Annotated in this window: 24 protein-coding genes; 11 read left to right on the top strand and 13 right to left on the bottom strand. The window is 72.6% G+C overall.

All coding sequences use genetic code 11. The features are described 5' to 3' along the window. Positions 1 to 96: 96 nt before the first annotated feature. The gene (locus ACIQ9G_RS31545) at positions 97 to 654 is read left to right on the top strand and encodes an NADAR family protein (protein WP_403616375.1); all 558 of its coding nucleotides are present in this window, start codon (positions 97 to 99) and stop codon (positions 652 to 654) included. Between the two features lie 72 nt (positions 655 to 726). Next, a complete protein-coding gene (locus ACIQ9G_RS31540) occupies positions 727 to 1272 on the top strand; it encodes a hypothetical protein (protein ID WP_403616373.1) in 546 nt (181 codons plus the stop codon). 106 nt (positions 1273 to 1378) lie between these two features. Here the strand turns inward: ACIQ9G_RS31540 and ACIQ9G_RS31535 are convergent, their stop codons facing one another. Then, the gene (locus tag ACIQ9G_RS31535; protein ID WP_403616370.1) at positions 1379 to 2155 is read right to left on the bottom strand and encodes a DUF4190 domain-containing protein; all 777 of its coding nucleotides are present in this window, start codon (positions 2153 to 2155) and stop codon (positions 1379 to 1381) included. A gap of 372 nt (positions 2156 to 2527) precedes the next feature. Between ACIQ9G_RS31535 and ACIQ9G_RS31530 the strand changes: the two genes are divergently transcribed. From ACIQ9G_RS31530 to ACIQ9G_RS31520, 3 genes are all read left to right on the top strand, one after another. Next, positions 2528 to 3577, top strand: a complete 1050-nt coding sequence (locus tag ACIQ9G_RS31530) for an adenosine deaminase (RefSeq protein WP_403616367.1) — start codon at positions 2528 to 2530, stop codon at positions 3575 to 3577. Positions 3578 to 3613: 36 nt separating this feature from the next. Beyond that, positions 3614 to 4318 (top strand): glycerophosphodiester phosphodiesterase, encoded by a 705-nt coding sequence (locus ACIQ9G_RS31525; protein WP_403616364.1) that lies wholly within the window; start codon positions 3614 to 3616, stop codon positions 4316 to 4318. A gap of 237 nt (positions 4319 to 4555) precedes the next feature. Beyond that, positions 4556 to 5734, top strand: a complete 1179-nt coding sequence (locus tag ACIQ9G_RS31520) for a serine hydrolase domain-containing protein (protein WP_403616361.1) — start codon at positions 4556 to 4558, stop codon at positions 5732 to 5734. Here the strand turns inward: ACIQ9G_RS31520 and ACIQ9G_RS31515 are convergent. From ACIQ9G_RS31515 to ACIQ9G_RS31480, 8 genes are all read right to left on the bottom strand, one after another. Beyond that, complete coding sequence (locus ACIQ9G_RS31515; protein WP_403616359.1) at positions 5724 to 6254, bottom strand: hypothetical protein; 531 nt, start codon at positions 6252 to 6254, stop codon at positions 5724 to 5726. The two genes, ACIQ9G_RS31520 and ACIQ9G_RS31515, sit on opposite strands and share 11 nt — an antisense overlap. A gap of 30 nt (positions 6255 to 6284) precedes the next feature. Next, positions 6285 to 6851, bottom strand: a complete 567-nt coding sequence (locus tag ACIQ9G_RS31510; protein ID WP_403616357.1) for an HXXEE domain-containing protein — start codon at positions 6849 to 6851, stop codon at positions 6285 to 6287. A gap of 297 nt (positions 6852 to 7148) precedes the next feature. Beyond that, on the bottom strand, positions 7149 to 7760 hold the full coding sequence (locus ACIQ9G_RS31505) for a GAF domain-containing protein (RefSeq protein ID WP_403616356.1): 612 nt from the start codon (positions 7758 to 7760) through the stop codon (positions 7149 to 7151). Then, the gene (locus ACIQ9G_RS31500) at positions 7675 to 8346 is read right to left on the bottom strand and encodes a GTP-binding protein (protein ID WP_403616354.1); all 672 of its coding nucleotides are present in this window, start codon (positions 8344 to 8346) and stop codon (positions 7675 to 7677) included. Before ACIQ9G_RS31500 ends, ACIQ9G_RS31505 begins: the two co-directional genes overlap by 86 nt. Next, entirely contained in the window at positions 8324 to 8716 is a 393-nt protein-coding gene (locus ACIQ9G_RS31495; RefSeq protein ID WP_403616352.1) for a DUF742 domain-containing protein, read from the bottom strand. The genes ACIQ9G_RS31500 and ACIQ9G_RS31495 overlap by 23 nt, the downstream gene beginning before the upstream one ends. Before the next feature lie 3 nt (positions 8717 to 8719). Beyond that, a complete protein-coding gene (locus ACIQ9G_RS31490; RefSeq protein ID WP_356191224.1) occupies positions 8720 to 9115 on the bottom strand; it encodes a roadblock/LC7 domain-containing protein in 396 nt (131 codons plus the stop codon). 33 nt (positions 9116 to 9148) lie between these two features. Beyond that, positions 9149 to 10810 carry an ATP-binding protein gene (locus ACIQ9G_RS31485; RefSeq protein WP_403616349.1) on the bottom strand — a complete coding sequence of 554 codons (1662 nt, stop codon included), beginning with the start codon at positions 10808 to 10810 and terminating at the stop codon, positions 9149 to 9151. A 264-nt stretch (positions 10811 to 11074) separates the two neighbouring features. Beyond that, positions 11075 to 12514, bottom strand: coding sequence for a gamma-aminobutyraldehyde dehydrogenase (locus ACIQ9G_RS31480; protein WP_403616347.1), 1440 nt, complete (start codon positions 12512 to 12514; stop codon positions 11075 to 11077). 205 nt (positions 12515 to 12719) lie between these two features. Here ACIQ9G_RS31480 and ACIQ9G_RS31475 point away from each other — a divergent pair, with 205 nt between their 5' ends. The 6 genes from ACIQ9G_RS31475 (at position 12720) to ACIQ9G_RS31450 (ending at position 18600) form a co-directional block, all read left to right on the top strand. Further along, positions 12720 to 13235, top strand: a complete 516-nt coding sequence (locus ACIQ9G_RS31475) for an Lrp/AsnC family transcriptional regulator (protein ID WP_403616344.1) — start codon at positions 12720 to 12722, stop codon at positions 13233 to 13235. Then, a complete protein-coding gene (locus ACIQ9G_RS31470; protein ID WP_403616342.1) occupies positions 13220 to 14599 on the top strand; it encodes an aspartate aminotransferase family protein in 1380 nt (459 codons plus the stop codon). Before ACIQ9G_RS31475 ends, ACIQ9G_RS31470 begins: the two co-directional genes overlap by 16 nt. Positions 14600 to 14847: 248 nt before the next feature. Then, on the top strand, positions 14848 to 15588 hold the full coding sequence (locus ACIQ9G_RS31465; RefSeq protein WP_392194496.1) for an ABC transporter ATP-binding protein: 741 nt from the start codon (positions 14848 to 14850) through the stop codon (positions 15586 to 15588). Next, positions 15570 to 17123: a hypothetical protein gene (locus ACIQ9G_RS31460; protein ID WP_403616339.1), complete on the top strand. Its 1554-nt coding sequence runs from the start codon at positions 15570 to 15572 to the stop codon at positions 17121 to 17123. The genes ACIQ9G_RS31465 and ACIQ9G_RS31460 overlap by 19 nt, the downstream gene beginning before the upstream one ends. Positions 17124 to 17276: 153 nt before the next feature. Further along, entirely contained in the window at positions 17277 to 17684 is a 408-nt protein-coding gene (locus ACIQ9G_RS31455) for a VOC family protein (RefSeq protein WP_403616337.1), read from the top strand. Between the two features lie 202 nt (positions 17685 to 17886). Beyond that, positions 17887 to 18600: an LAETG motif-containing sortase-dependent surface protein gene (locus ACIQ9G_RS31450; RefSeq protein ID WP_403616334.1), complete on the top strand. Its 714-nt coding sequence runs from the start codon at positions 17887 to 17889 to the stop codon at positions 18598 to 18600. A 99-nt stretch (positions 18601 to 18699) separates the two neighbouring features. Here the strand turns inward: ACIQ9G_RS31450 and ACIQ9G_RS31445 are convergent, their stop codons facing one another. The 4 genes from ACIQ9G_RS31445 to ACIQ9G_RS31430 are packed head-to-tail and all read right to left on the bottom strand — an operon-like array spanning position 18700 to position 23282. Next, positions 18700 to 19497, bottom strand: a complete 798-nt coding sequence (locus ACIQ9G_RS31445) for a maleylpyruvate isomerase family mycothiol-dependent enzyme (RefSeq protein ID WP_403616331.1) — start codon at positions 19495 to 19497, stop codon at positions 18700 to 18702. 24 nt (positions 19498 to 19521) lie between these two features. Next, entirely contained in the window at positions 19522 to 20541 is a 1020-nt protein-coding gene (locus ACIQ9G_RS31440) for an ABC transporter ATP-binding protein (protein ID WP_403616329.1), read from the bottom strand. Continuing rightward, positions 20542 to 22176 carry an ABC transporter permease gene (locus ACIQ9G_RS31435; RefSeq protein ID WP_403616327.1) on the bottom strand — a complete coding sequence of 545 codons (1635 nt, stop codon included), beginning with the start codon at positions 22174 to 22176 and terminating at the stop codon, positions 20542 to 20544. Positions 22177 to 22199: 23 nt separating this feature from the next. Beyond that, positions 22200 to 23282 carry a thiamine ABC transporter substrate binding subunit gene (locus ACIQ9G_RS31430; RefSeq protein ID WP_403616325.1) on the bottom strand — a complete coding sequence of 361 codons (1083 nt, stop codon included), beginning with the start codon at positions 23280 to 23282 and terminating at the stop codon, positions 22200 to 22202. Positions 23283 to 23372 lie beyond the last annotated feature (90 nt).

Below are 23372 nucleotides of genomic sequence, written 5' to 3'. Positions count from 1 at the left end.
GCCTTTTGGTTACGCGACGGAATCTGTCGACCAGGTGTCGAGTCGAGCCGGACAAGGCGGGACGGACTGTCAGTGGCGCGTGCCACACTCCCGTGCATGGGGAGGATCGATTCCAGGGACGCCCTGATCAGGGCGGTCCGGGCGGGGACGAGGGTCAGGTACCTGCACTTCTGGGGACACCGGCCGCGGCACGACGGCCGGGTGGGCGCGAGCTGTCTGAGCCAGTGGTGGCCGGCGCCGTTCACGGTGGACGGCGTGGAGTACGCGACGGCGGAGCACTGGATGATGGCGTCCAAGGCACGGCTCTTCGGCGACGCGGAGGCGGAGCGGGAGGCCCTCGGGGCGCCGAACCCCGCGCTCGCCAAGAGGGCGGGCCGGCTGGTGCGCGGCTTCGACGAGTCGACATGGGAGCGCGAGCGGTTCCGGGTCGTGGCCGAGGGCAGCGTGCACAAGTTCGCCGCGCACCCCGAACTGCGGGCGTTCCTGCTGGACACCGGCGACCGCGTGCTCGTCGAGGCCAGCCCCGTGGACCGGGTGTGGGGCATCGGGCTGGCCGCGGACGACGAGCGGGCTGCCGATCCGGAGCAGTGGCGGGGCCCCAACCTGCTGGGCTTCGCACTGATGCAGGCACGGGAACGGCTCAGCGCCGCTTAGAACCCGTCGGAACCCGACCACGGCAACGGCGGCGGCATCCACAACCAGGGCACCCTGACGATCAGCACCTCCGTGCTGCGCGACAACTCGGCGAGGAACGCCGGCGGCGGCATCAACAACAACGGCACGGTGACAGTCCGCAACTCCTCGGCGTACGGCAACTCCGGCAGCAGCGGCGGCGGCATCTTCAACTACGTGGGCAACGCCGCGACGGTGAGCCGCTCGTCGGTTCACGACAACACGGCGACCACGACCTACGGGGGCGGCGGCCTCACGAACTACAACGGCACCCTGACCGTCTCCGAGTCCGCCGTGTACGGCAACGCAGCCCCTTACGGCGGAGGCATCCGGAACGACGCGGACGGCACGACCCGTCTCACCCGCACCTGGGTGGCGGACAACACCGCCGGCGTCCAGGGCGGTGGCCTCTACGTCTCCAGCGGCACGGTGACGCTGGAGGGGTCGCGGGTCGAGCGCAACACCGCGAACGGCGGCCCGGGCAGCGGGGGCGGCATCTACCTCGCCGACGGCAGCGTGGACCTGCTGCGGTCCGTCGTGCGCGACAACACTCCCGACAACTGCGCCCCGGCCGGCGCTGTGCCCGGCTGCGTCGGCTGACGCGCCGTACTCCTGGTTCCCCTCGTTCCGGCGGGGTTCCCGGGCGCCGGGCTCAGCCGTGGTGCTGGGCTCAGCCGTGGTACTGGGCTCAGCCGTGGTACTGGGCTCAGCGGTCGGCCAAGGCGGTGGCGGCCGGGCGCTGCGCGCCGTAGGACGGGTCCGAGTCCGCGTTCCTTTCGTTGATGGCCTTGGTGATGCCGACGGCGATGAGGACGATCATCGCGATGCCGAGCAGGATGCCGATGATGCCCGTGATCAGGCCGGCCTGGGCCTGGCCGGGGTTGGTGGCCTCGCCCCGGTCGGCCTTTCGGCGGCCCTTGACGCCGAAGACGATGGCGAGGATGCCGAGCACGACCGAGACCACGCCGTACAGGCAGAAGAGGCAGCAGGACAGGATGCCGAGCACCATGGCCGCGGTGCCGATCCCGTTCTGCGGGGCCATGGGCACGCCGGGCCAGCCGTAGCCGGGATAGGCGGGGTAGCCGTAGCCGCCGGGGGCGGCGGGGCCGGAGGGCGCGAGGGGCGGCGGCGGTATCGGGGACTCGCCACCGGGGGCCGCGAAGGCGGACGGGGCGGGCGGGGTGGTCCCGGCGGCCGGCATCGAGACCATCGTGGCCTGGTCGTGCACGGACGGCGGCGGGTAGGAAGGCTGCCCGGACTGGGGCGGCTGCCCGGACGCCGGAGGCCACGCGGGCGGCGTCCCGACCTGCGCCGGGGGCTGCTGGCCCTGCGCGGGCACGGAAGCCTGCTGGTGCGGGGCCCACGGCCCGGCCGCGGGCGGCTGCGGCTGTGGCCGTTTCTCCAGCGAGGGTCCGTTCTCCGGCGGGGCCCAGGGGTTGTGGTCGGCCCCGGCGCCCCCGCCCGGCCGCGTTCCGTCCGTCATGTCCCGCCGTCCCCCTCGCTCGATCGTCCCGCCATGCTACGGCCTCGCCACGACACCCAGAACGGACGGGCCACGCCTCCCGGGAGGGACGGGGCAGCGCCTCCCGGAGGCAGGCTCCGTCTCCCCGGGACGAAGGCCCCGCACCCGGACGAAGACCCCCGGACGAGGGCCCCCGGACGAGGTCTTTGCCCGCCGCACGCGGGCGCACTCGATCGCTCACCGATCGCTCATCGATCGCTCACCCCATGCCTGCCCGGTGACCGGCCCCCGCTCCCCCGGCGGTGGGCGCCTACGATGTGCGGTGCCGTTTGATCAGCCGATCACCCGCGCCGCGCCCCGGTGGCCCGCGGCGCCTTCCCGGGGAGGGATCCCTTGACCGACCAGCGCACACCCCGCGACCTGCACGCCTTCATCGCCGGACTGCCCAAGGCCGAGCTGCACGTGCACCACGTCGGCTCCGCCTCTCCCCGGATCGTCTCCGAGCTGGCCGCCCGCCACCCCGACTCCAGGGTGCCCACCGACCCCGAGGCCCTGGCCGACTACTTCACGTTCACGGACTTCGCCCACTTCATCGAGGTGTACCTGTCCGTCGTCGACCTCGTCCGCACCCCGGAGGACGTGCGGCTGCTGACGTACGAGGTGGCCCGCGAGCTGGCCCGTCAGCAGGTGCGCTACGCCGAGCTGACGATCACGCCGTTCTCGTCCACCCGCCGCGGCATCGACGAGACGGCCTTCATGGAGGCGATCGAGGACGCCCGCAAGGCGGCCGAGTCCGAGCTGGGGACCGTGCTGCGCTGGTGCTTCGACATCCCGGGCGAGGCCGGCTCGGAGGCGGCCGAGGAGACCACCCGGCTCGCCACCGACGACCGGCTGCGCCCCGAGGGACTGGTCTCCTTCGGCCTCGGCGGCCCGGAGATCGGCGTACCGCGGCCGCAGTTCAAGCCGTACTTCGACCGGGCGATCGCCGCCGGGCTGCGGTCCGTCCCGCACGCGGGCGAGACCACCGGCCCGGAGACCGTGTGGGACGCCCTCACCGAGCTGCGCGCCGAACGCATCGGCCACGGCACCAGCTCCGCGCGGGACCCGAAGCTGCTGGCGCACCTCGCCGAGCACGGGATCGCGCTGGAGGTGTGCCCCACCTCCAACATCGCCACCCGCGCGGTCCGCACCCTCGACGAGCACCCGATCAAGGAGTTCGCGCGCGCCGGGGTGCTGGTGACCGTCAACTCCGACGACCCGCCGATGTTCGGCACCGACCTCAACAACGAGTACGCGGTGGCCGCCCGCCTGCTCGACCTCGACGAGCGGGGCCTGGCCGAGCTCGCCAAGAACGCCGTGCGCGCGTCCTTCCTCGACCAGCCCGGCAAGGCCCGTATCGAGCAGGAGATCGACACCTACACCTCGGCCTGGCTCGCGCCCTGACCCCGGCCGCCACCTGACCCCGGCCACAATGGGGTCATGCAGACCGTGACAGCCGTGGGCCACCGCGGCGACCCCTACCGCTTCCGTGAGAACACGATCGACTCGCTGCGTTCCGCGCTCGACCAAGGTGCGGACGCGGTGGAGATCGACGTACGGCTCACCCGGGACGGCGTGCCCGTGCTGCTGCACGACGAGACGCTGAAGCGGCTGTGGGAGCACAACCGGCCGCTGCGGGCGCTGTCGGCGGACGAGGTGCGCGGGCTGACCGCCACCCGGGTGCCGACGCTGGAGGACGCGCTCGGCGCGACGGACGGCAGCCGCGTCATGATCGACCTGCCCGGCGCGCCGGGCCCGCGGGCGGTGCGGCGGATCGTCGACATGGTCCACGCGTGCGGAGCGGGGGACCGGGTGTACTACTGCGCGGGCGCCGAGGCGATGCTCGCGGTCCGCGCGGCCGACCGGTCGGCGGAGATCGCCCTCACCTGGACGACCCTCGCCCCGCCGCGGGCCGGGCTGCTGGACGCGGTCCGGCCGCGCTGGCTGAACTACCGCTTCGCCCTGGTGACCCGGGCCCTCGCGGCCCGGGTCCACCGCGACGGCTACCTGCTGTCGGCCTGGACCCCCGACACCCGCCGCTCCCTGCGCCGCCTCCTCGACGCCGGCGTCGACTCGATCACGACGAACCGCATCGACCTGCTGTGCACCCTGCGCGAGGGCGACGCCGGGCGGGAGCGGGAGTAGCGGGGCGCCCGCCGGCGGCCCGCCGACGGCGGCGGCCGTGGGGACGGCCGTGGGAACGGCGACGGGCGGGGGCCCGTAGGGGGCGGCCCCCGACAACACCCATGCCGTGTAAGGGGGTTCATGGGGGCTGTCTCGGGGACCGGCGCCCTCCTCGCCGACGATCCGCGGGGACGCGCAGACGCCGAGGATGATCATCGACAGCCATTCGGACCACTCGGACCTCCCAAGGAGCAGCCGATGCGCGCCCGTACCACGGCCCTGACCGCCGCCGCCCTCGTCCTCGCCCTGACCGCCGCCGGGCCTCTGGCCTCCGCCCCGGCCTTCGCCGCACCCGCCACGGAGGCAGGTGCGGCGGCCTCCCCGCACGGGACGGCCAGGACTCCCGTGAGCGGCACGGCGACCGGACCGGACACCGAGGCCCTCTCCGCAGCGATCGCCGGGCTGCCCGACCAGGACGCCACCGCCGCCCTCATCCGCGTCGGCGGCGACGGCCGCTGGCGCGGGACCGCCGGGGTGCGGGACGTGCGCACCGGCGCGCCCGCCCTCGAGAACGGGCGGTTCCGGGCAGGTTCAGTGACGAAGGTGGTGACCGCGGCGATCGTGCTGCAACTGGCCGCGGAGAAGCGCGTCGACCTCGACGGCACGGTGCAGCGGTATCTGCCCGGCCTGCTCACCGAGGAGTTCCGGCCCGTCACCGTACGGCAGTTGCTGAACTACACCAGCGGTCTGCAGTCGGGGCCGTCCCTCGGCGAGACGGTCGAGGAGGGGTACCCGCACCGCTTCGAGACGCTGACACCCCGCCAGGTCGTGGCGGGCGCCGTCGCCAAGGGCCCGGCGTACGCGCCCGGAACGCGGCAGACGTACGACAACATCCACTACACCGTCCTCGGGATGCTGATCGAGAAGGTGACCGGCGACTCCTACGCGCACCAGGCCCAGGTGCGGATCTTCCGGCCACTCGGGATGCGCGCCACCTCGTTTCCCGCCGGCACCGACCCCCGCGTCCACGGTCCGCACAACCGGGGGTACGACTGGATCGACGGCCGGCTGGTCGACGTCACCGACTGGAACATGTCGGACCGGTGGGCGGCCGGCGACCTGATCTCGACCACAGCCGACCTCGAACGCCTGCTGGTGGCCCTGTTCCGCGGCCGTGTGGTGCCCGCGCCGCAACTGCGGGAGATGTTCACCCTCCCCGACATCCCTGGGGCGCGCTATGCCGCGGCGCTGGAGCGGTTCGAGCTGAACGGCCGCGTGATCTGGGGAAAGACGGGGTCGCGCCCCGGGTACGCCACGGCGATCGCCGCGACCCGGGACCTGTCCCGCACGCTGGTCTACGACGTCAACTCCACCGACGCCAAAGGCGACGGCCTGGCCGTCGCCCAGCGCTTCGCCTACCCGGCCTTCAACCGCTGACGGCCACCGCGGCGGTCGCCGGAGGGGCGGTCAGTGCCTCCAACCGCTTGATCTTCTTCCGCACGACGTGCAGCGGGACGATCCCGAAGACCCCGAACGACATGTCGACGACCGACCACCAGAAGGGGATGCCGCGAATCGGCCCGCAGATCAGCGCGAGCGGGACGATTCCGGCACAGGCGATCATCCCGAACTCGACGACCCAGATGTTGCGGACCGGGTCACGGTAGGGGCCGTAGAAGGCGACCGCGATGACGAGGTGCGCGAAGGCCAGCCAGTCCGTGCCGTACAGCACGAAGGGGTACTCGGCGTCGGTGGCGTCGAGTCCGCGCCGTACGCGCTCGATCCACTCCATGAGCCCCGGCAGGTGCTCCGGCACGGACAGGGACCGCAACAGGCTCTCGACCCCGCGCAGTTCGTGGACCAACGGGAAGGCGGTGGCTCCGCTCAGTACCAGGCACACGACGAAGACAACCAGCCAGGCGCGGATGCCCTTGAGGAGGGCGGCTCTGTCGCTCATGGCAGGAGCGTACTCCTCGATTGAACACGTTCAAAAGTTGCCCCGCCCACCCGGGAGCCGACGGGCCGGAAGCCTGCGCGCCGCCGCGTGCGACGCGACCGTGGCCGCGGCCGCCAGGCCCAGGCCGACGGCCAGGTCCCTCGGGCGGGTGGGGCGCAGGACGCCGGCACGGCGCAGCCGGCCGCGCGCCCAGAGGGTGAAGGGGACGACCAGGACGAAGGAGGTCGCCGACCCCGGGGTGTAGCCGCGTACGGCGGCCGCCTGGGCCAGGTGCACCAGGCCGTGCAGTCCGAAGCCGTTCAGCGCGGCCTGGTAACCGGCCGAGCGTCCGCCGGTCGCGTGGCCCGCGGCCGAGGCGGCGGCGACGATCGCGGCCATCACGCCTACGGCCACGGTGAATTCGCGTGCGTCGAGCGACTCGGCCCGCCGCCACACCGCGTCCGGCACTCTCGGGAACCGCTCCCGCAGCACGGGCGCGTTCCGGCGCAGCCACCCCGGCAGCAGGGCCAACTCCTCGGCGTCGTGCAGGGCCCAGGCCGCCAGCAGCCCCAACGTGACGGCGGGGCCCGGTCGTTCACCACTCGATGCGTGTGTCACACGGGCCGAGGATAGCGACGGCCGCCGGCCCGGAGAGACCGAATTCAGCCACCACGGGAACGCGCCGGGGCCCGGGTGCCCGCAGGCGCGATCCGGCGGGAGCAGCCGCCCGTACCGGAGGGTGAGAGGGCAAGTGGAGGGGGCACGACAGCAGTGGGAGTCGCCATGACCTCCACCACCGCCGAAGCCGCTCTGCGAGGTGCCTGGCCGCACGGACGTCCCGACGGTGGGGGTGCCTCGGGGTGCGGGTGACGCCGGCGCGGTGCGTCCGCGGGCACCGGGCGGTGCCCGCGGCTGTCAGCGGCCCGGCCCCGGCCGTTCGATGCGCTCCACGAGTTCGGCCGCCATCGACTTGATGGTCTCCAGGCCCTGCTGCCCCCAGGCACGCGGGTCCTGGTCGACCACGCAGACCGTGCCCAGCACCATGCCCGTGTTGTCGATCAGCGGGGCGCCCAGGTAGGAGTGGATCCCGATGGCGTCGACGACGTGGTTCCCGGCGAAGCGCGGGAAGTCGCGGACGTCGTCCAGCACCAGGGCCTTGCGCCGCCGGACCACGTGCGGGCAGAAGCCGATGTCGAAGTCGCGCGGCATCACCCGGCCCGGGACGGGCTCCTCCAGCAGCGGGGACTCCAGCTCGACGGTGGTGTCCGAGGCCGCGCTGTACAGGCCCGCGAAGTACTGGCGGTTCTCGTCGAGGAAGAAGTTGACCCCCGCGTAGCACCCCCCGGTGCGCCGGGCCAGTTCCCGCGCGAACTCGTCGAACTCCGGGACCGGTCTGTCCCCGATGCCCAGTTCCCGAAGCCGGGCGGACCGGGCCGCCGCCTCAGGATCCTGCGGGGGCAGGAGCAGGTGACGCACGGCGATCCCGGTCTCCGCGCCGAAGGGGGTGTGGGGCGCCCTCGATGCCATGGGAACTCCTTGAAGTGATCAGATGCTGCACGAGTGAAAGCAGGACCCGGACGCCCGAGCTGGACAGGCGGGCGTCGCACAGCACCACCGGCACCTCGGGCTTGAGGTCGAGCGCCGCCCGCACCTCTTCCGGCTCGTAGGGGTGCGCCCCGTCGAACTCGTTGACCGCGACGACGAAGGGGATACCCCGTGACTCGAAGAAGTCGACCGCCGGGAAGCAGTGCTCCAGACGGCGGGTGTCGGCGAGGACGACCGCGCCGAGCGCACCGGCCGACAGCTCGTTCCACAGGAACCAGAAGCGCTCCTGACCGGGCGTGCCGAACAGATAGAGCACGTGCTCGGGGCCGAGGGTGATCCGGCCGAAGTCCATGGCCACCGTGGTGGTGGCCTTCCTCTCCACCCCGTCGAGCCGGTCCGTGGCGGCGCTGATCTCGGTCAGCAGCTCCTCCGTGTTCAGCGGCTCGATCTCGCTCACCGCTCCCACGAACGTGGTCTTGCCCACCCCGAAGCCGCCGGCGACCAGGATTTTGATCCCCGTCGGAAGGGAGTCGGCGCCGGGTGCCTCAGAGTAGTTTGAGGAGCCCATCCCGCAAGGCCTCCAATAGATCCAGATCGGGGGCCGAAGTCGACCCGTCGGTTGCCAGGTTGAAGGGCCGTGCGACGACCGCGCCCCGCTCGACCAGGTCGGACAGCAGCACTTTGATCACCGTCGCCGGCATCCGGGTGCGCCCCGCGATCTCAGCGACCGCCACCGGCGCCCGGCACAGCTCCAGCACCCGGGCGTGATCCAGTCCCAGGGTGCCGCGGAGCGTCGCGCCGGTGGCCACCACCATGGTCATCAGGTCGAAGTGACAGGTGGGCCGGGTGCGTCCCTCGCTGACGGTGTACGGCCGGACCATCCGTCCGACGGCGTCGTCCAGCAGCGGCCGGTGGGCTCCACCCGGGTCGTCCGGCATCCCTCACTGCCCCACCGACTGGCGCGGGGAGGCTCCCAGGTGGCGGCGGACACCCTTGACCATCATGGTCATCTCGTAGCCCAGCACCGCCACGTCCGCCTCGTGCCCGGCCAGCACCGCCAGCAGGGCGCCCTGCCCGGCGGCGGAGACGAAGAGCAGCGAGTTGCTGAGTTCGGTGACGATCTGCCGGACGTCGCCGCCGTCGTCGAAACGTTTGCCGGCGCTGCGGGCCAGCGAGTAGAGCCCGCTGGACAGGGCCGCCAGGTGGTCCGCCGCGTCCTTGTCCAGTCCGTCCTGGGCCATCACCAGACCGTCCGAGGACAACAGCAGTGCGCTGCGCGTGTGCGGGACACGCTGCAGAAGGCCGGTCAACAGCCAGGAAAGGTCTTCGCTCACCACGATCGCGTACTTCTCCTCAGTGACGTGTAACTGCTAGCCGGCCGGGTCCGGGGCTGCCACCGGCGCTTTCGCCGGCCCGGCTTCCTCGGCCTGCTCGGTTTCCTCGGCCCGGCGGACGCCGGTCCGGAAGGCGGCCATCAGACCCGGGTCGTGGTCGGCCTCCTCGGCCGCCGCGTCCGTGGGCGGGGCGTGCCGCAGTTCGGGGGCGAGGTGCTCCTGACGGCGGCGCCTGGGCAGCGACGGACGTGCGGCCTCCGGCGCGGGCATCTCGGAGTCGGGGGCCTCATGGCCGTCGGTAACGGCGGGATCGGCGGCGGACTGCGGGGATCCCGCCCGCGGTGCGGAGGACGAGGTCCGTGCGGCGAGCGCGACGGTCTCCCGTACCCGCTCCGCCGCACCCGCCGCGTCCGCCGCGCGGCCGTGGGCGGGTGGGGGCGTCCGGCCGTGCGGGTCCGGGGTGCCGGCCTCCGACGGCTGCCGCTCCGGTTCCGGCGTCTCCTCCGGTCCGCCCAGCAGCTCGTGCGGCAGCACGACGACCGCCTGAGTACCGCCGTAGACGTTGTTCTGCAGCCGTACGGCGATGCCGTGCCGCCGGGCGAGCGCGGAGACCACGTAGAGGCCGATCCGGCCGTCGGTGAGCAGTTCGCCGAGCGTGACCGCGTCGGGCGAGCCGAGCAGGGAGTTCATGCGATTGCGCTCGGCGGAGTCCATGCCCAGGCCGCGGTCCTCGACCTCGATCGCGAGCCCGGCGGTGACGTGCTCGGCGCGCAGCAGCACCTGGGTGTGGGGAGGGGAGAACACCGTGGCGTTCTCGACCAGTTCGGCCAGCAGGTGGACCACGTCCACCACGGCGTGCCCGCGCACCGTCCCCTCCACCGGGGGGACCATCTTGACCCGCGCGTACTGCTCGATCTCGGCGGCCGCGGAGCGCATCACGTCGGCCATGCCGACCGGCTGGGTCCACAGGCGGTGGGAGACGGCCCCGCCGAGCACGGCCAGGTTCTCGGCGTAGCGGCGGATGCGGGTGGCCAGGTGGTCCACCCGGAACAGGCCCTTCAGCAGGGCCGGGTCCTCGACCTCGTTCTCCAGGTCGTCCAGCAGCCCGATCTCGCGGTGCACCAGCGACTCGAGCCGGCGGGCCATGTTGGCGAAGACCTCGAAGTGCTCGCCGCCGTCCGGCCGTTGTGCCGCCTCCCGCGCGGCCGTCTCCGCGGCGCGCGGGCCGGACGCGGCCCCTTCGCCGAGCCGGTCCAGCACCCGTCCGGACGCGGCCTCTCCGCCGAGCCGGTCCAGCGCCTCGCCGGCCCGGTCCAGCGCGTCCGCCGCCCGGTCCGGCACCGGGGCGCCCTGGAGCCGCCGCCGCTCCAGCAGCTCCTGGCCGCGCCGGAGTTCCGTGCGCAACCGCGCCAGCTCGGCCTGGCCGCGGGCCGCGAAGCCGCTCACCTCGGTGTAACGGCGTTCCAGGGTGCGGGCCTTCGCGGCGGCGGAGAGCCCGGCGCCGAGGAGGATCGCGCACACGATCACCAGCGTGCCCGTGACCAGCCCCCAGAAGGCGGCCCGGTCGACGTGGCCCACGCCCGCGGTGTACAGGAGAGCGGCGGCCACGGCTCCGGTGGCGGTGACCAGCCCGGCGGGCAGCATCGCCAGCAGCACCAGATGGCGTGCGAACGCCCTGCCGTACCCGGCCGCGTTCATGTCCGGGACATGCCATGCCGGAGCATCGACGGCCGCCGCCTCCTGCGGGGCATGTGCGGGCAGAGTGAAAGGTTCCTGCATCACGGTCCCTGGTCGCATATCGGCCAGCAGGCCGAAAGTGTGCGAGGCACGTTACAGGGAACTGCCTCCCACGTCACTACTAGTTACCTCGTGGGCAATGTTTTTCGGGACACTACACGGCCCCGGACGGTCCGTCCTCCGTCCGGGGCCACGTCGTCCGGCGGGCGGTGCCCGCCGGGCCGGTCACGCGTCCAGTGACGTCATCACGTGCTTGATGCGGGTGTAGTCCTCGAAGCCGTAGCCCGACAGGTCCTTGCCGTAACCGGACTTCTTGAACCCGCCGTGCGGCATCTCGGCGACAAGCGGGATGTGGGTGTTGATCCACACACAGCCGAAGTCGAGCTTCTTGGACATCCGCATGGCGCGGGCGTGGTCCTTGGTCCACACCGAGGAGGCCAGCGCGTACTCGACGCCGTTGGCGTACTCGACGGCCTGGTCCTCGTCGGTGAAGGACTGCACGGTGATGACCGGGCCGAAGACCTCCTTCTGGACGATCTCGTCGTCCTGGTTCAGGCCCGAGACGACGGTCGGGGCGAAGAAGTAGCCCTTGTCGCCGACCTGGTGGCCGCCGGCCTCGACCTTGGCGTGCGCGGGGAGGCGCTCGATGAAGCCCGCGACCTGCTTGAGCTGGTTGGGGTTGTTGAGCGGGCCGAAGAGGACGTCCTCGTCGTCCGGCTGCCCCGTCCTGGTCTCCGCGGCGGCCTTGGCCAGCGCGGAGACGAACTCGTCGTGGATGGACTCGTGGACGAGCACGCGGGTGGCCGCCGTGCAGTCCTGGCCGGCGTTGAAGAAGCCCGCGACCGAGATGTCCTCGACCGCCTTGGGGATGTCGGTGTCCTCGAACACCACGACCGGGGCCTTGCCGCCCAGCTCCAGGTGGACGCGCTTGAGGTCCTTGGAGGCGGACTCGGCGACCGACATGCCTGCGCGCACGGAGCCGGTGATGGACGCCATCGCCGGGGTCGGGTGCTCGACCATCAGACGGCCGGTGTCGCGGTCGCCGCAGATGACGTTGAAGACGCCCTTGGGCAGGATCGAGCCGATGATGTCGGCGATCAGGACGGTGGAGGCCGGGGTGGTGTCCGACGGCTTCAGGACGACCGCGTTGCCCGCGGCGATCGCCGGGGCGAACTTCCACACGGCCATCATCATCGGGTAGTTCCACGGCGCGACCTGGGCGCAGACGCCGACCGGCTCACGGCGGACGATGGAGGTCAGCCCCTCCATGTACTCGCCGGCCGAGCGGCCCTCGAGCATGCGCGCCGCGCCCGCGAAGAAGCGGATCTGGTCGACCATCGGCGGGATCTCCTCGTCCCGCGTCAGCCCGATCGGCTTGCCGGTGTTCTCCACCTCGGCCGCGATGAGCTCCTCGGCGCGCTCCTCGAAGGCGTCCGCGATCTTCAGAAGGGCCTTCTGGCGCTCGGCGGGAGTGGTGTCGCGCCAGGCCGGGAAGGCCGCGGCGGCGGCCGCCATGGCGGCGTCCACGTCCGCCTGCCCGGACAGCGGCGCGGTCGCGTACGCCTCGCCCGTCGCGGGGTTGACCACCTCGGTGGTCCGTCCGTCGGCGGCGTCCCGGAACTCACCGTCGATGTAGTTGCGCAGACGACGCAGCTCGGTGCTCACTGCCGGCCCTCCTGTCAGGTCTTGGCTGCTTTCGAAGGTCTCAGGGCGGACCCTGGGGGTGTCCACGCACTGAGACATGCCCACCCTAGCCGGGAGGCCGACGTTTTCAACACCCCTGATCCCGCCACTGCTGCGAAATCCGCAGGCCTCACTCTCGTAAACAACGAATTTCATCGGTACGGCCTTGCGGAACTGTCGAGACGTCGTGCACAGTGAGGTCGTGGCCAGTCGAAGCGCAGACCAGAGGGACCTCCGCGAGTCCAGGAACGGCAGCCCCCACCTGGACGCCGTCTCCCTCGCCATCATCGAGCAGCTCCAGGAGGACGGCCGCCGGCCGTATGCCGCGATCGGCAAGGCCGTCGGCCTGTCCGAGGCGGCCGTGCGCCAGCGCGTCCAGAAGCTGCTCGACCAGGGCGTGATGCAGATCGTCGCCGTCACGGACCCGCTCACCGTGGGCTTCCGCCGGCAGGCGATGGTCGGGGTCAACGTCCAGGGCGACGTGGAGGCCGTCGCGGACGCGCTGACCGCCATGTCGGAAGTCGAGTACGTGGTGATGACCGCGGGCTCGTTCGACATCCTCGCGGAGATCGTCTGCGAGGACGACGACCACCTGCTGGACGTCATCAACAAACGCATCCGGGCCATGCCCGGTGTGCGCTCCACCGAGAGCTTCGTCTACCTCAAGCTCAAGAAGCAGACCTACATGTGGGGAACCCGATAACCGTGAGCAAGGACCTCAGCCGATCCGCCTACGAGCACCTGTGGATGCACTTCACCCGCATGTCCTCGTACGAGAACTCCCCCGTGCCGACGATCGTGCGCGGCGAGGGCACGCACATCTACGACGACAAGGGCAAGCGCTACCTGGACGGTCTCGCGGGTCTGTTCGTGGTCCAGGCCGGGCACGGCCGCACGGAGCTGGCCGAGACCGCCTTCAAGCAGGCGCAGGAGCTGGCGTTCTTCCCGGTGTGGTCCTACGCCCACCCCAAGGCCGTGGAACTGGCCGAGCGTCTCGCGCACCACGCGCCGGGCGACCTCAACAAGGTCTTCTTCACCACCGGCGGCGGTGAGGCGGTGGAGACCGCCTGGAAGCTCGCCAAGCAGTACTTCAAGCTGACCGGCAAGCCCACCAAGTACAAGGTAATCTCCCGCGCGGTCGCCTACCACGGCACCCCGCAGGGCGCGCTGTCCATCACCGGCCTGCCGGGCCTGAAGGCCCCCTTCGAGCCGCTGGTGCCGGGCGCGCACAAGGTCCCGAACACCAACATCTACCGCGCCCCGATCTTCGGCGACGACCCGGAGGCCTTCGGCCGCTGGGCCGCCGACCAGATAGAGCAGCAGATCCTCTTCGAGGGCCCGGACACGGTCGCCGCGGTCTTCCTGGAGCCGGTGCAGAACGCCGGCGGCTGCTTCCCGCCGCCGCCCGGCTACTTCCAGCGGGTCCGCGAGATCTGCGACAAGTACGACGTGCTGCTGGTGTCGGACGAGGTCATCTGCGCCTTCGGCCGGCTCGGCACGATGTTCGCCTGCGACAAGTTCGGCTACGTCCCGGACATGATCACCTGCGCCAAGGGCATGACCTCGGGCTACTCCCCGATCGGCGCCTGCATCGTCTCCGACCGCCTCGCCGAGCCGTTCTACAAGGGCGACAACACCTTCCTGCACGGCTACACCTTCGGCGGCCACCCGGTCTCGGCCGCGGTGGGCCTGGCCAACCTCGACCTGTTCGAGCGCGAGGGCCTGAACCAGCACGTGCTGGACAACGAGGCCGCGTTCCGCTCGACCCTGGAGAAGCTGCACGACCTGCCGATCGTCGGCGACGTCCGCGGCAACGGCTTCTTCTACGGCATCGAGCTGGTGAAGGACAAGAACACCAAGGAGTCCTTCAACGAGGAGGAGACCGAGCGCGTCCTCTACGGCTTCCTCTCCAAGGCCCTGTTCGACAACGGCCTGTACTGCCGTGCCGACGACCGCGGCGACCCGGTCGTCCAGCTCGCCCCGCCGCTGATCTCCAACCAGGAGACCTTCGACGAGATCGAGCAGATCCTGCGCGCCACGCTGACGGAGGCCTGGACCAAGCTGTGACGCGGGGCGGCCCCACCACCGCACCCGGCGATCACGCGAGGCACATACCTCCGATCAGATGATCATCTCCGGCCCCGGTGCCGTCCGTTCGAGTGAGAAACGGCGGCCCGGGGCCGCGTACTGTCCGGCCTCCCGCCCTCGGCTGCCTAGCGTGCCAGTGACCGACCGGCTTCGCCTTCGTTCCCCCGGACGGGGGAAATCGCGGATCCCGCACGGCATTTCCGATGTGAACCGAGGTGTACGCCATGGTGGTGGCCCCGCCGGACAACGACGTGCTCTGGGCACGCGCCCTGCACTTCACCCACGACGACGGCTCGCCCGCGCTCAGCGGTGTCTCGCTCGGCGTCCGTCAGGGCGAGATCCTCGCCGTGAGCGGCCCGAACGGCAGCGGCAAGACGACCCTGCTGCACTGCCTGTCGGGACTGGTGCCCGCGCAGCGCGGCGAGGTCTGGTTCAACAGCACGCCCGTGCACACCATGGGCCCGCTGACCCGGGAGCGGATGCGCCGCGACCGGTTCGGCTGGATCGACCCGTCCCCCGTGCTCGTCCCGGAGCTGAACGTCTGGGAGAACACGGCGCTGCCCCTGATGCTGCGCGGCACCAGCCGGCGCCGCGCCAAGACGGCCGCGCTGGAGTGGCTGGAGCGCCTCGACGTCGGGGAGCTCACCCGCCGGCGCCCGCACCAGCTGCGCCAGGCCGAGCGGCAGCGCGTGTGCATCGCCCGCGCGCTCGCGCCCGCGCCGACGGTGCTGTTCGCCGACGAGCCCACCGCGCCGCTGCACCGGGCCGACCGCGCCCATGTGCTGCGCACGCTCACCACGGCGGCCCGTTCGCACGGCATCACGGTCGTGCTCGCCACGCACGACACGGAGACCGCGGCCCTCGCCGACCGCACGGTGGCGCTGCTCGACGGGCGGTGCGTGAGGACCGTGCACCTGCCGCCCGTCGGCGAGACGGAGGGCAGGGCGGCGTGCTCGCTCTCCGTCTGACCCGCGCCGCCCGCCCGGCCGTCCAGCTGCGCCGTCTGACGGTCGCGGCGGCGTCGGCGGGCACGGGCTTCCTCCTGCTGTGCACCCTCGGCTACGCGCTCGGCCGGCCCGAGCACTCCGCCGCCGCCGCGCTGCGGCTGTCCTGGTGCGCGGTGCCGCTGGCCGCCACGGTCCACCTCGCGGTGGCGGTCGCCCGCACCGACCCGGGCACCCGGCCCCGCCCCGGCCTGTCCGCGCTGGGCCTCGGCCCCGGCCGTCTGATGGCCGTCTCGGCGGCCACGACGGCCCTGTCCTGCACGCTCGGCTCGCTGCTCGCGCTGCTGGGCTTCGTGCTCCTGCGCGGCGACCTCACCGCGCTGTCCTTCGGCGGCGCGGCGCAGGAGTTCCTCGCCGCGCACCAGCCGCTGCCGGTCCCGGCCGTGCTCACCCTGCTGATGCTGGTTCCCGCGCTCGCGTCGGTGGCGGCTGCCCTGGTGCTGCGGCCGCGCGAGCGCGGGCGGGCGGCCGGGGCACGGGTCCCGGCCCGCGGGTTCGGCCGGTTCGGGGCGTACGGGCGGGCGGGGGCGCGGGAGACGTTCGGGGCGTACGGACGGTTCGGGGCCCGGCTGAGGGGCGGGACGGGCGCGTCCGGAGCCGCGGGCGCCGACCCGGCCGCGCCCTGCGCGACCTCCGCACCGTCCGCGCCCTCCGCCGGCGGTCGTACCGGCAAGGCGGCACGGGTCGTCGCGGCGGCGGGCGCTCCGGCGGCCGAGGGCCGTGCGGCCGGACTGCCCGCCGCCGCGGACGGCTCCCCCGCGGCCGACGACTCCCCCGTGTCGCCGGACGACTGGGCCGGCACGCTCACCGGTGCGGAGCACGACGACCCGGACCCGCACCGCCCCCCGGCCCCGCGCCGGCCCCCCGCCGGCCTCCCCTGGGGCATCGCCGTACTCGCCGCCGGCCTGGCCGTGGAGGCGTACGCGAACCGGTTCGTCACCCTCTCCGGCCTCGCGCGGCCCGGCGACGGGCCGGCCGCTTCGGGGCCCACCCTGCCCGGCGGTCTCACCGCGGGCACCGCGCCCACCCTCGTCGGCTGGCTGCTGACCGCCCTGGGCCTCGCCCTGGCGGGTCCCGGCCTGACCCATCTGATCGGGCGGCTGCTCCAGGCGGTGCGCCCCGGCGCCGTGCGCCTGCTGGCCGGCCGGGTCCTGATGGAGGAGGCGGGCCGCATCGGCCGCCCGCTGGGCGTCGTCTGCGCGGTGGCCTCGGGGACGTACGCCATGATCGTGCTGTACCGCGAGGGCGCACCGGCCTTCGGACCGCTCACCCTGCTCGGCACGCTGCTCGTGACGGGCTGCTCGGTGGCCACCCTCCTGATCGCGGCCGTCGAGGCGCGGCAGGCCCGCGCCGGCACCACCGCCGCGCTGCTGCGGCTCGGCGCGCCCGCCACGACCCTGCGCGCGGCCGCCGCCCTGCGCGCCGCCGCCCTGCTGGGCCTGTTCGTCCCGCTGACCCTGGCCGTCGCCGACCTCGCCGCCCTGCCGCTGGCCGCCTGAACCGACGCGGAGGGCGGCACGCGGCGAGCGGTCGGCGGCGGGTCGGGGACGGGACGGAGACCCGGCGCGGGAAAAGTCGGCGGCCGCCGATGAGTTCCTTGCGGGCCCCCGGTCTACCCCACCGAACGGCACGCACCCGATGGGAGACCTCGTATGTACCAGCAGATGATCTTCGTGAACCTGGCGACCGAAGACGTCGAGGCGTCCGGGAAGTTCTTCACGGAGCTCGGGTACACCATCAACCCGCAGTTCAGCACCGAGGCGTGCGCCTGTGTCGTGATCAGCGACACCATCGTCGCGATGCTGCTCAGCAGGCAGCACTACGCGACCTTCACCCAGAAGGAGATCGTCGACTCGACCAAGGCCAGCGAGGTGCTGCTGTGCCTGAGCGCCGAGAGCCGCGAGAAGGTCGACGAGCTGGTCGACCGGGCGATCGCGGCCGGCGGCCGGGCGACGGGCCAGACACAGGACCACGGCTTCATGTACGGCCGCGCCTTCGACGACCTCGACGGCCACACCTGGGAGGTCATGTGGATGGACCCGGCGGCCGTGCAGCGTTGAGGTCCACAAGACCTTGAAACATCGGGGTGGTTAATAAGCAGGTAAAGTCAACACCCCCGGGGCGCATATGCATTGACACTTGATGGGGCCCACCAATACACCTGTGAGCTCCTGGGGATGCCGGGGCGTCACCTAGTGGCCGCCTCAACTCCCCTTCAACCCCCCTCAATTGCACATCCCCCCGAAGGGCAAAGTGGCCATCTTGTCCATATCCCGACGCAGCGCACGCACCGTGCGCGCCCTCGGTGTCGCCTCCGCGTCCGCCGCCCTGGCGCTCGGCGCGGCGGGCAACGCGCTCGCCTGCGACATCACCGAGTTCTCCGCCGAGGCCAAATGTGAAGGCGGCAAGGGCGTCGTCGTCGTCACCGACAAGGACCCCTCCGGCACTCCGGCGGTCGTCTCCGTGTTCCTCGAGAACAACGGCGCGGACGCGAGGAAGGTCGGCGAGAAGCGGGTCGCCGGTTCGCTCAAGGGCACCGCGGTCACCTTCACGGAGGACTGGGAGCCGAACGCCATCTACCGCGTCCACGTCAAGGCCGGCAAGGGCAAGAAGAAGGCGCTGGTCGACGCGGACATCGCGCCGAACCTGACCACCCCGTCCACGGCCTGCACGACGCAGGAGAGCAAGTCCCCGACCCCCTCGACGCCCACGAGCAGGCCGCCCTCCCCGACCACGTCGGCGCCCGCGGCCGGCACCACGACGCCGTCCGGTTCGCACAGCGGCAGCGCTCCGGCCGGTGCCGCGAGCAACGCTCCGTCGCCCGCGGCCGGTGACTCCAACCTCGCCGAGACCGGGGCGAGTTCGAACACCGGCCTGATCGCCGGGATCGCGGTGGCCCTGGTCGTCGTCGGCGGCGGTGCCGTCTTCCTCGGCCTGCGCCGTCGCGGGGCGAACGGCGGGCGGGCCGGGCGCTGACGCCACGCGCACCGGCGGGCGGCGGACGCGTCGCCCGCCCGCACACGCCGCCGGCCCGTCCCCTCGGTCGAGGAGGGGACGGGCCGGCGGCGTTCCCGGTCACCCGAAGGTGGCCCGCTCCAGCCAGAACTCCAGCAGGGCCCGGTCACCGATCACGTCCAACTCGGCGCTGTCCAGGGGCAGTCGGCTGTAGAAGGCGAGCAGCACGGAGGTGAGCGGTCCGCGCAGGGCGACCGTCGCCTTCTCGTGGCCGCGCCGCCAGGCGACGCCCGTCTCGGTGAGTTCGACGATCCACTCGGCGTTCAGCCCGGGATCGGTGTCGATGGCGTGCAGATGGATGCTGCGGCCCGGTCCGCGCAGTTCCTCGGAGTCCTTGTTCGGCTTCGTCCGCTGCACCCACTCCACGATCTCCAGCCACTCGTCGAGCGCGTCGGCGGCCACCTCGGGAGCCACCTCGTAGGGCAGCCCGGCGGCGAGCGTCGCGTCGGCGCGATGGACGGTGATCTCGTGGGTCATACGGCGGGCCCAGAAACCCGAGTCGGGCTCCCCGGCCCACGCCCACACCCGCGCGTCCGGTCCCGCCTCACGCAGCGCGTCGACGACCATCCGGCCGCTCTGGGCCAGCCAGGCGTCCAGGGCCGCGGGATCGCCCTGCTCCTCGGGCCCACGCACGAGCGGGATCCGCTCCTCCGGGATGTCCTCCCGGGCGCGGGTCCGCACCAGCGCCTCGACCCAGCGCAGCGCGCCGCCCATGTGCCGTACCAGGTACTCCAGAGACCACTCCGGACAGGTCGGCACGGTGGCCGACAGGTCCGCGCCGGAGGTCACCACGGTTCTCAGCAGTTCGACCTGACGGCCGATCTCGTCGCAGTAGCGGTCGTGTGCGAGTCGTGTCATGGGCCGCACCCTACGGGCGGCCGATCAGCCGAGCACCACGATTTCGGCCGCGTCGAACTCCACCCCGACCTCGTCCCCGACCTCCGGCGCGTGCCGCAGCGCGCAGGCCGCCTCCAGCCTGGGCGCGTCGTCCGGCTGGAGGTGCACCGCGACATGGGTGCCCCGGAAGGCGCGGGCGGCGACCGTGCAGCGCAGGCCCCGGTCGACGGGGACGAGACGGACGCCGGCGGGCCGGACGAGGAGGGTGCCTGCGCCCTGCGGCGCGCCCTCGAGCACGGGCACCTTGCCCCACGGCGTGACCGCGGCCCGGCCGCCGACGGTCGCGTCGACCACGTTGTCGAAGCCGAGGAAGCGCGCCACGAACGCGTCCGCCGGCCGCTGCCACACCTCGAGCGGCGTGCCGGACTGGGCGATCCGCCCGTCCCGCATCACCACCACCCGGTCGGCGAGCGCGAAGGCCTCGCCCTGGTCGTGGGTGACGGCGAGCACGGTGGTGCCCAACCGGCCGAACAGCTCACGCAGTTCGACGACGAGCCGCTCCCGCAGCGAGCGGTCGAGCTGGCCGAGCGGTTCGTCGAGCATGAGCAGCCGGGGCCGGGGCGCGAGCGCCCGGGCCAGCGCCACCCGCTGCTGCTCCCCGCCGGAGAGGGCGGACACCGCCCGCGACCCGGCGCCGGGCAGCCCGACCAGCTCCAGCAACTCCCCCACACGTACCGCGCGTTCGCTCTTCTCCGCGCCGCGCATCCGCAGCCCGAACGCGACGTTGCCGCCGACGTCCCGCTGCGGGAAGAGCTGGTGGTCCTGGAACATCAGCCCGACCTCGCGCCGGTGCGCGGGCACCCCGGCCTGGTCCCGTCCGTCGAGCAGCACCCGTCCGGAGTCCAGCGGCTGCAGGCCGGCCACCGCCCGCAGCAGCGTGGACTTGCCGCTGCCGCTGGGGCCGAGAACGCACACGATCTCGTGCTGTGCGACACCGAGGTCGACGGCGTCCAGGACGGGCCGCCCGCCGAGGCGGACGGTCGCGGCGGCCAGGCTCAGCAGCATCTAGAACTCCCCGCTCCGGTCGGTGCGCAGCCGCTCCAGGACGAGCAGCGCGACCGCGCACACCACCATCAGAATCGTCGACAGGGCCATCGCCTGGCCGTAGTTGAGGTCGCCGGGCCGTGCGAGCAGCCGGGCCACGGCGACCGGCAGGGTCGGGTTGTCGGGCCGCGCGATGAACACGGTCGCCCCGAACTCGCCGAGCGACACCGCGAAGGCGAACCCGGCGGCGATCAGCAGCGCCCGGCGCACCATCGGCAGATCCACCTCGCGCCACACCCGCCACGGCGACGCCCCGAGCACGGCCGCCGCCTCCCGCAGCCGCGCGTCCACCGCCCGCAGCACCGGCAGCATCGTCCGTACGACGAAGGGGACGCCTACCAGGGCCTGGGCCAGCGGCACCAGGAGCCAGGAGGACCTCAGATCCAGCGGCGGCTCGTCCAGGGCGATCAGGAACCCGAAGCCGACGGTCACCGCGGACACCCCGAGCGGCAGCATCAGCAGCGCGTCGAACCCGCGGACGATCCGGCCGGCGTCCCGGCGGGTGAGCGCGGCGGCGGCGAGAGCGCCGATCAGCACGGCGATGGCGGTGGCGGCGACCGCGTAGGACAGGGAGGTGCCGATGGCGGCGACCGGTGCCACCAGGAAGGTGCCGCCGTCGGCGTCGGTCAGCGCCCGGTAGTAGCCGAGGCCCGGCGCCTGCAGCGACCGCTGCACGAGCACCCCCAGCGGCAGCAGAAGCAGTACGGCGACGGTGCCGAGGACGCCCGCGAGGAGCGCCCACTGACCGGCCCCGCGCGGCCGGCGCGCGGTCATGGAGGCGTCGACGAGCTTCAGGGCGGCCTCCCGCCGCCGTACGGTCCGGGCGTGCACGGCGAGGATCGCGCCGACCGCCAGGAACTGGACGACGGTGAGGACGGCGGCGGTGGACAGGTCGAAGGTCTCGGAGGTCTGCCGGTAGATCTCCACCTCGAGGGTGGAGAAGGTGGGGCCGCCGAGGATCTGCACCACGCCGAAGGAGGTGAAGGTGAACAGGAAGACCATGAGCGCGGCGGCGGCGACCGCGGGCGCGAGGGCGGGCAGGGTGACCTTGCGCCAGGCCCGCAGCGGTGAGGCGCCGAGCATCCGGGCGGCCTCCTCCTGCCGCGGGTCGAGCTGGGCCCACAGACCGCCCACGGTCCGTACGACGACTGCGTAGTTGAAGAAGACGTGCGCCAGGAGGATCGCCCAGACCGTGGTGTCCAGCCGTACGCCCCACATCTGGTCGAGGAGCCCGCCGCGCCCGACCAGGGCGAGGAAGGCGGTGCCGACGACGACCGTGGGCAGCACGAAGGGCACGGTGACCACGGCGCGCAGGACCTGCCGGCCGGGGAAGTCGAGGCGGGCGAAGACGTACGCGCCGGGCAGCGCGACCAGCAGGGTGAGCGCGGTGGAGGCGCACGCCTGCCAGGTGGTGAACCACAGCACGTGCCGGATGTCGGGCTGCCCGAGCACGTCCACGAGCCGCCCGAAGCGCCAGGAGCCGTCGACCCGGAGGCCGCGCCGGACGATCGCGGCCACCGGGTAGGCGAAGAACAGCGCGAAGAACGCGACGGGCACGGCCATCAGGCCGAACCGCGCCGCGTTCCCCGTACGCATCGGCGCACGGCCCTCGCGCGGGGTCACTTCAGTACGAGCGACGTCCACGACTTGACCCACTGGTCGCGGTTGGCGGCGATCTTGCCGGGGGCCATGGTCTCGGGGGCCTTGGCGGGCGGGCCGTACTGGGTGAACTCGGCGGGCACCTTCGCGCCCCCGACCACCGGGTAGACGAACATGTTCAGCGGCATGTCCTCCTGGAACCTCTTGGAGATCAGGAAGTTGACGAGCGCCTTGCCGCCCTTGCCGTTCTTCGCGTTGCTCAGCAGCCCGGCGAACTCGATCTGCCGGAAGCAGGTGCCGGTGGCGACCCCGGTCGGGGCGGTCTTCGGCCGGGGGTCGGCGAAGACGACCTCGGCGGGCGGGGAGGAGGCGTAGGAGACGACGAGCGGGCGGTCGCCCTTGGCCTTCCTGCCGCCCGCGGAGCCGGAGAACTCCTCGTTGTAGGCCTGCTCCCAGCCGTCGACCACCTTGACGCCGTTGGCCTTGAGCTTCTTCCAGTAGCCGGACCAGCCGCCGTCGCCGTACTTCGCGGCGCTGCCGAGCAGGAAGCCGAGGCCGGGCGAGGAGGTGGCGGCGTTCTCGGTGACGAGCAGGTTCTTGTACGCCGGCTTGGCCAGGTCGTCGAAGGACTGCGGCGGGGTCAGCTTGTGCTTGCCGAACCACTCCTTGTCGTAGTTGACGCAGATGTCGCCGTAGTCGATCGGGGTGACCCGGTGCTTCGCCCCGTCGAGCTGGTAGGCGGCGCCGACCTGCTCGAGCCCCTTGGCCCGGTACGGCTGGAACAGCCCGTTGTCGAGGGCGCGTGACAACAGGGTGTTGTCGACGCCGAAGAAGACGTCGCCCTGCGGGTTGTCCTTGGTGAGGATGGCCTTGTTGACGGCCTGTCCGGCGTCGCCGTCCTTGAGGACCCTGACCTTGTACCCGGACTGCTTCTCGAACTCCTTGAGGACGTTCTTCGACACGGCCCACGAGTCGTGGCTGACCAGGGTCACGGTCTTGGTGTCGCCGCCGCTGCCGCCCGCGGAACCGTTCGACGATCCGCACGCGGACAGCGTGACGAGGCCGAGCCCGACGGCCACGGCCACGAAGGTCTTGGTGTGCACTGGATTTTCCTCCTGGGGTTGGCCAGGAAGAGACGCGGCCCTGCCCGGGTCCGGCGGACGGGGTCCGCGGGTTCCCGGGCAGGGCGCAAC

Origin of the sequence: Streptomyces sp. NPDC096152 (genome assembly GCF_044763235.1) — a bacterium.
Classification (GTDB): domain Bacteria; phylum Actinomycetota; class Actinomycetes; order Streptomycetales; family Streptomycetaceae; genus Streptomyces.
The sequence above is the reverse complement of the archived record's forward strand: the minus strand, read 5'-3'. Positions and strand labels throughout refer to the sequence as shown.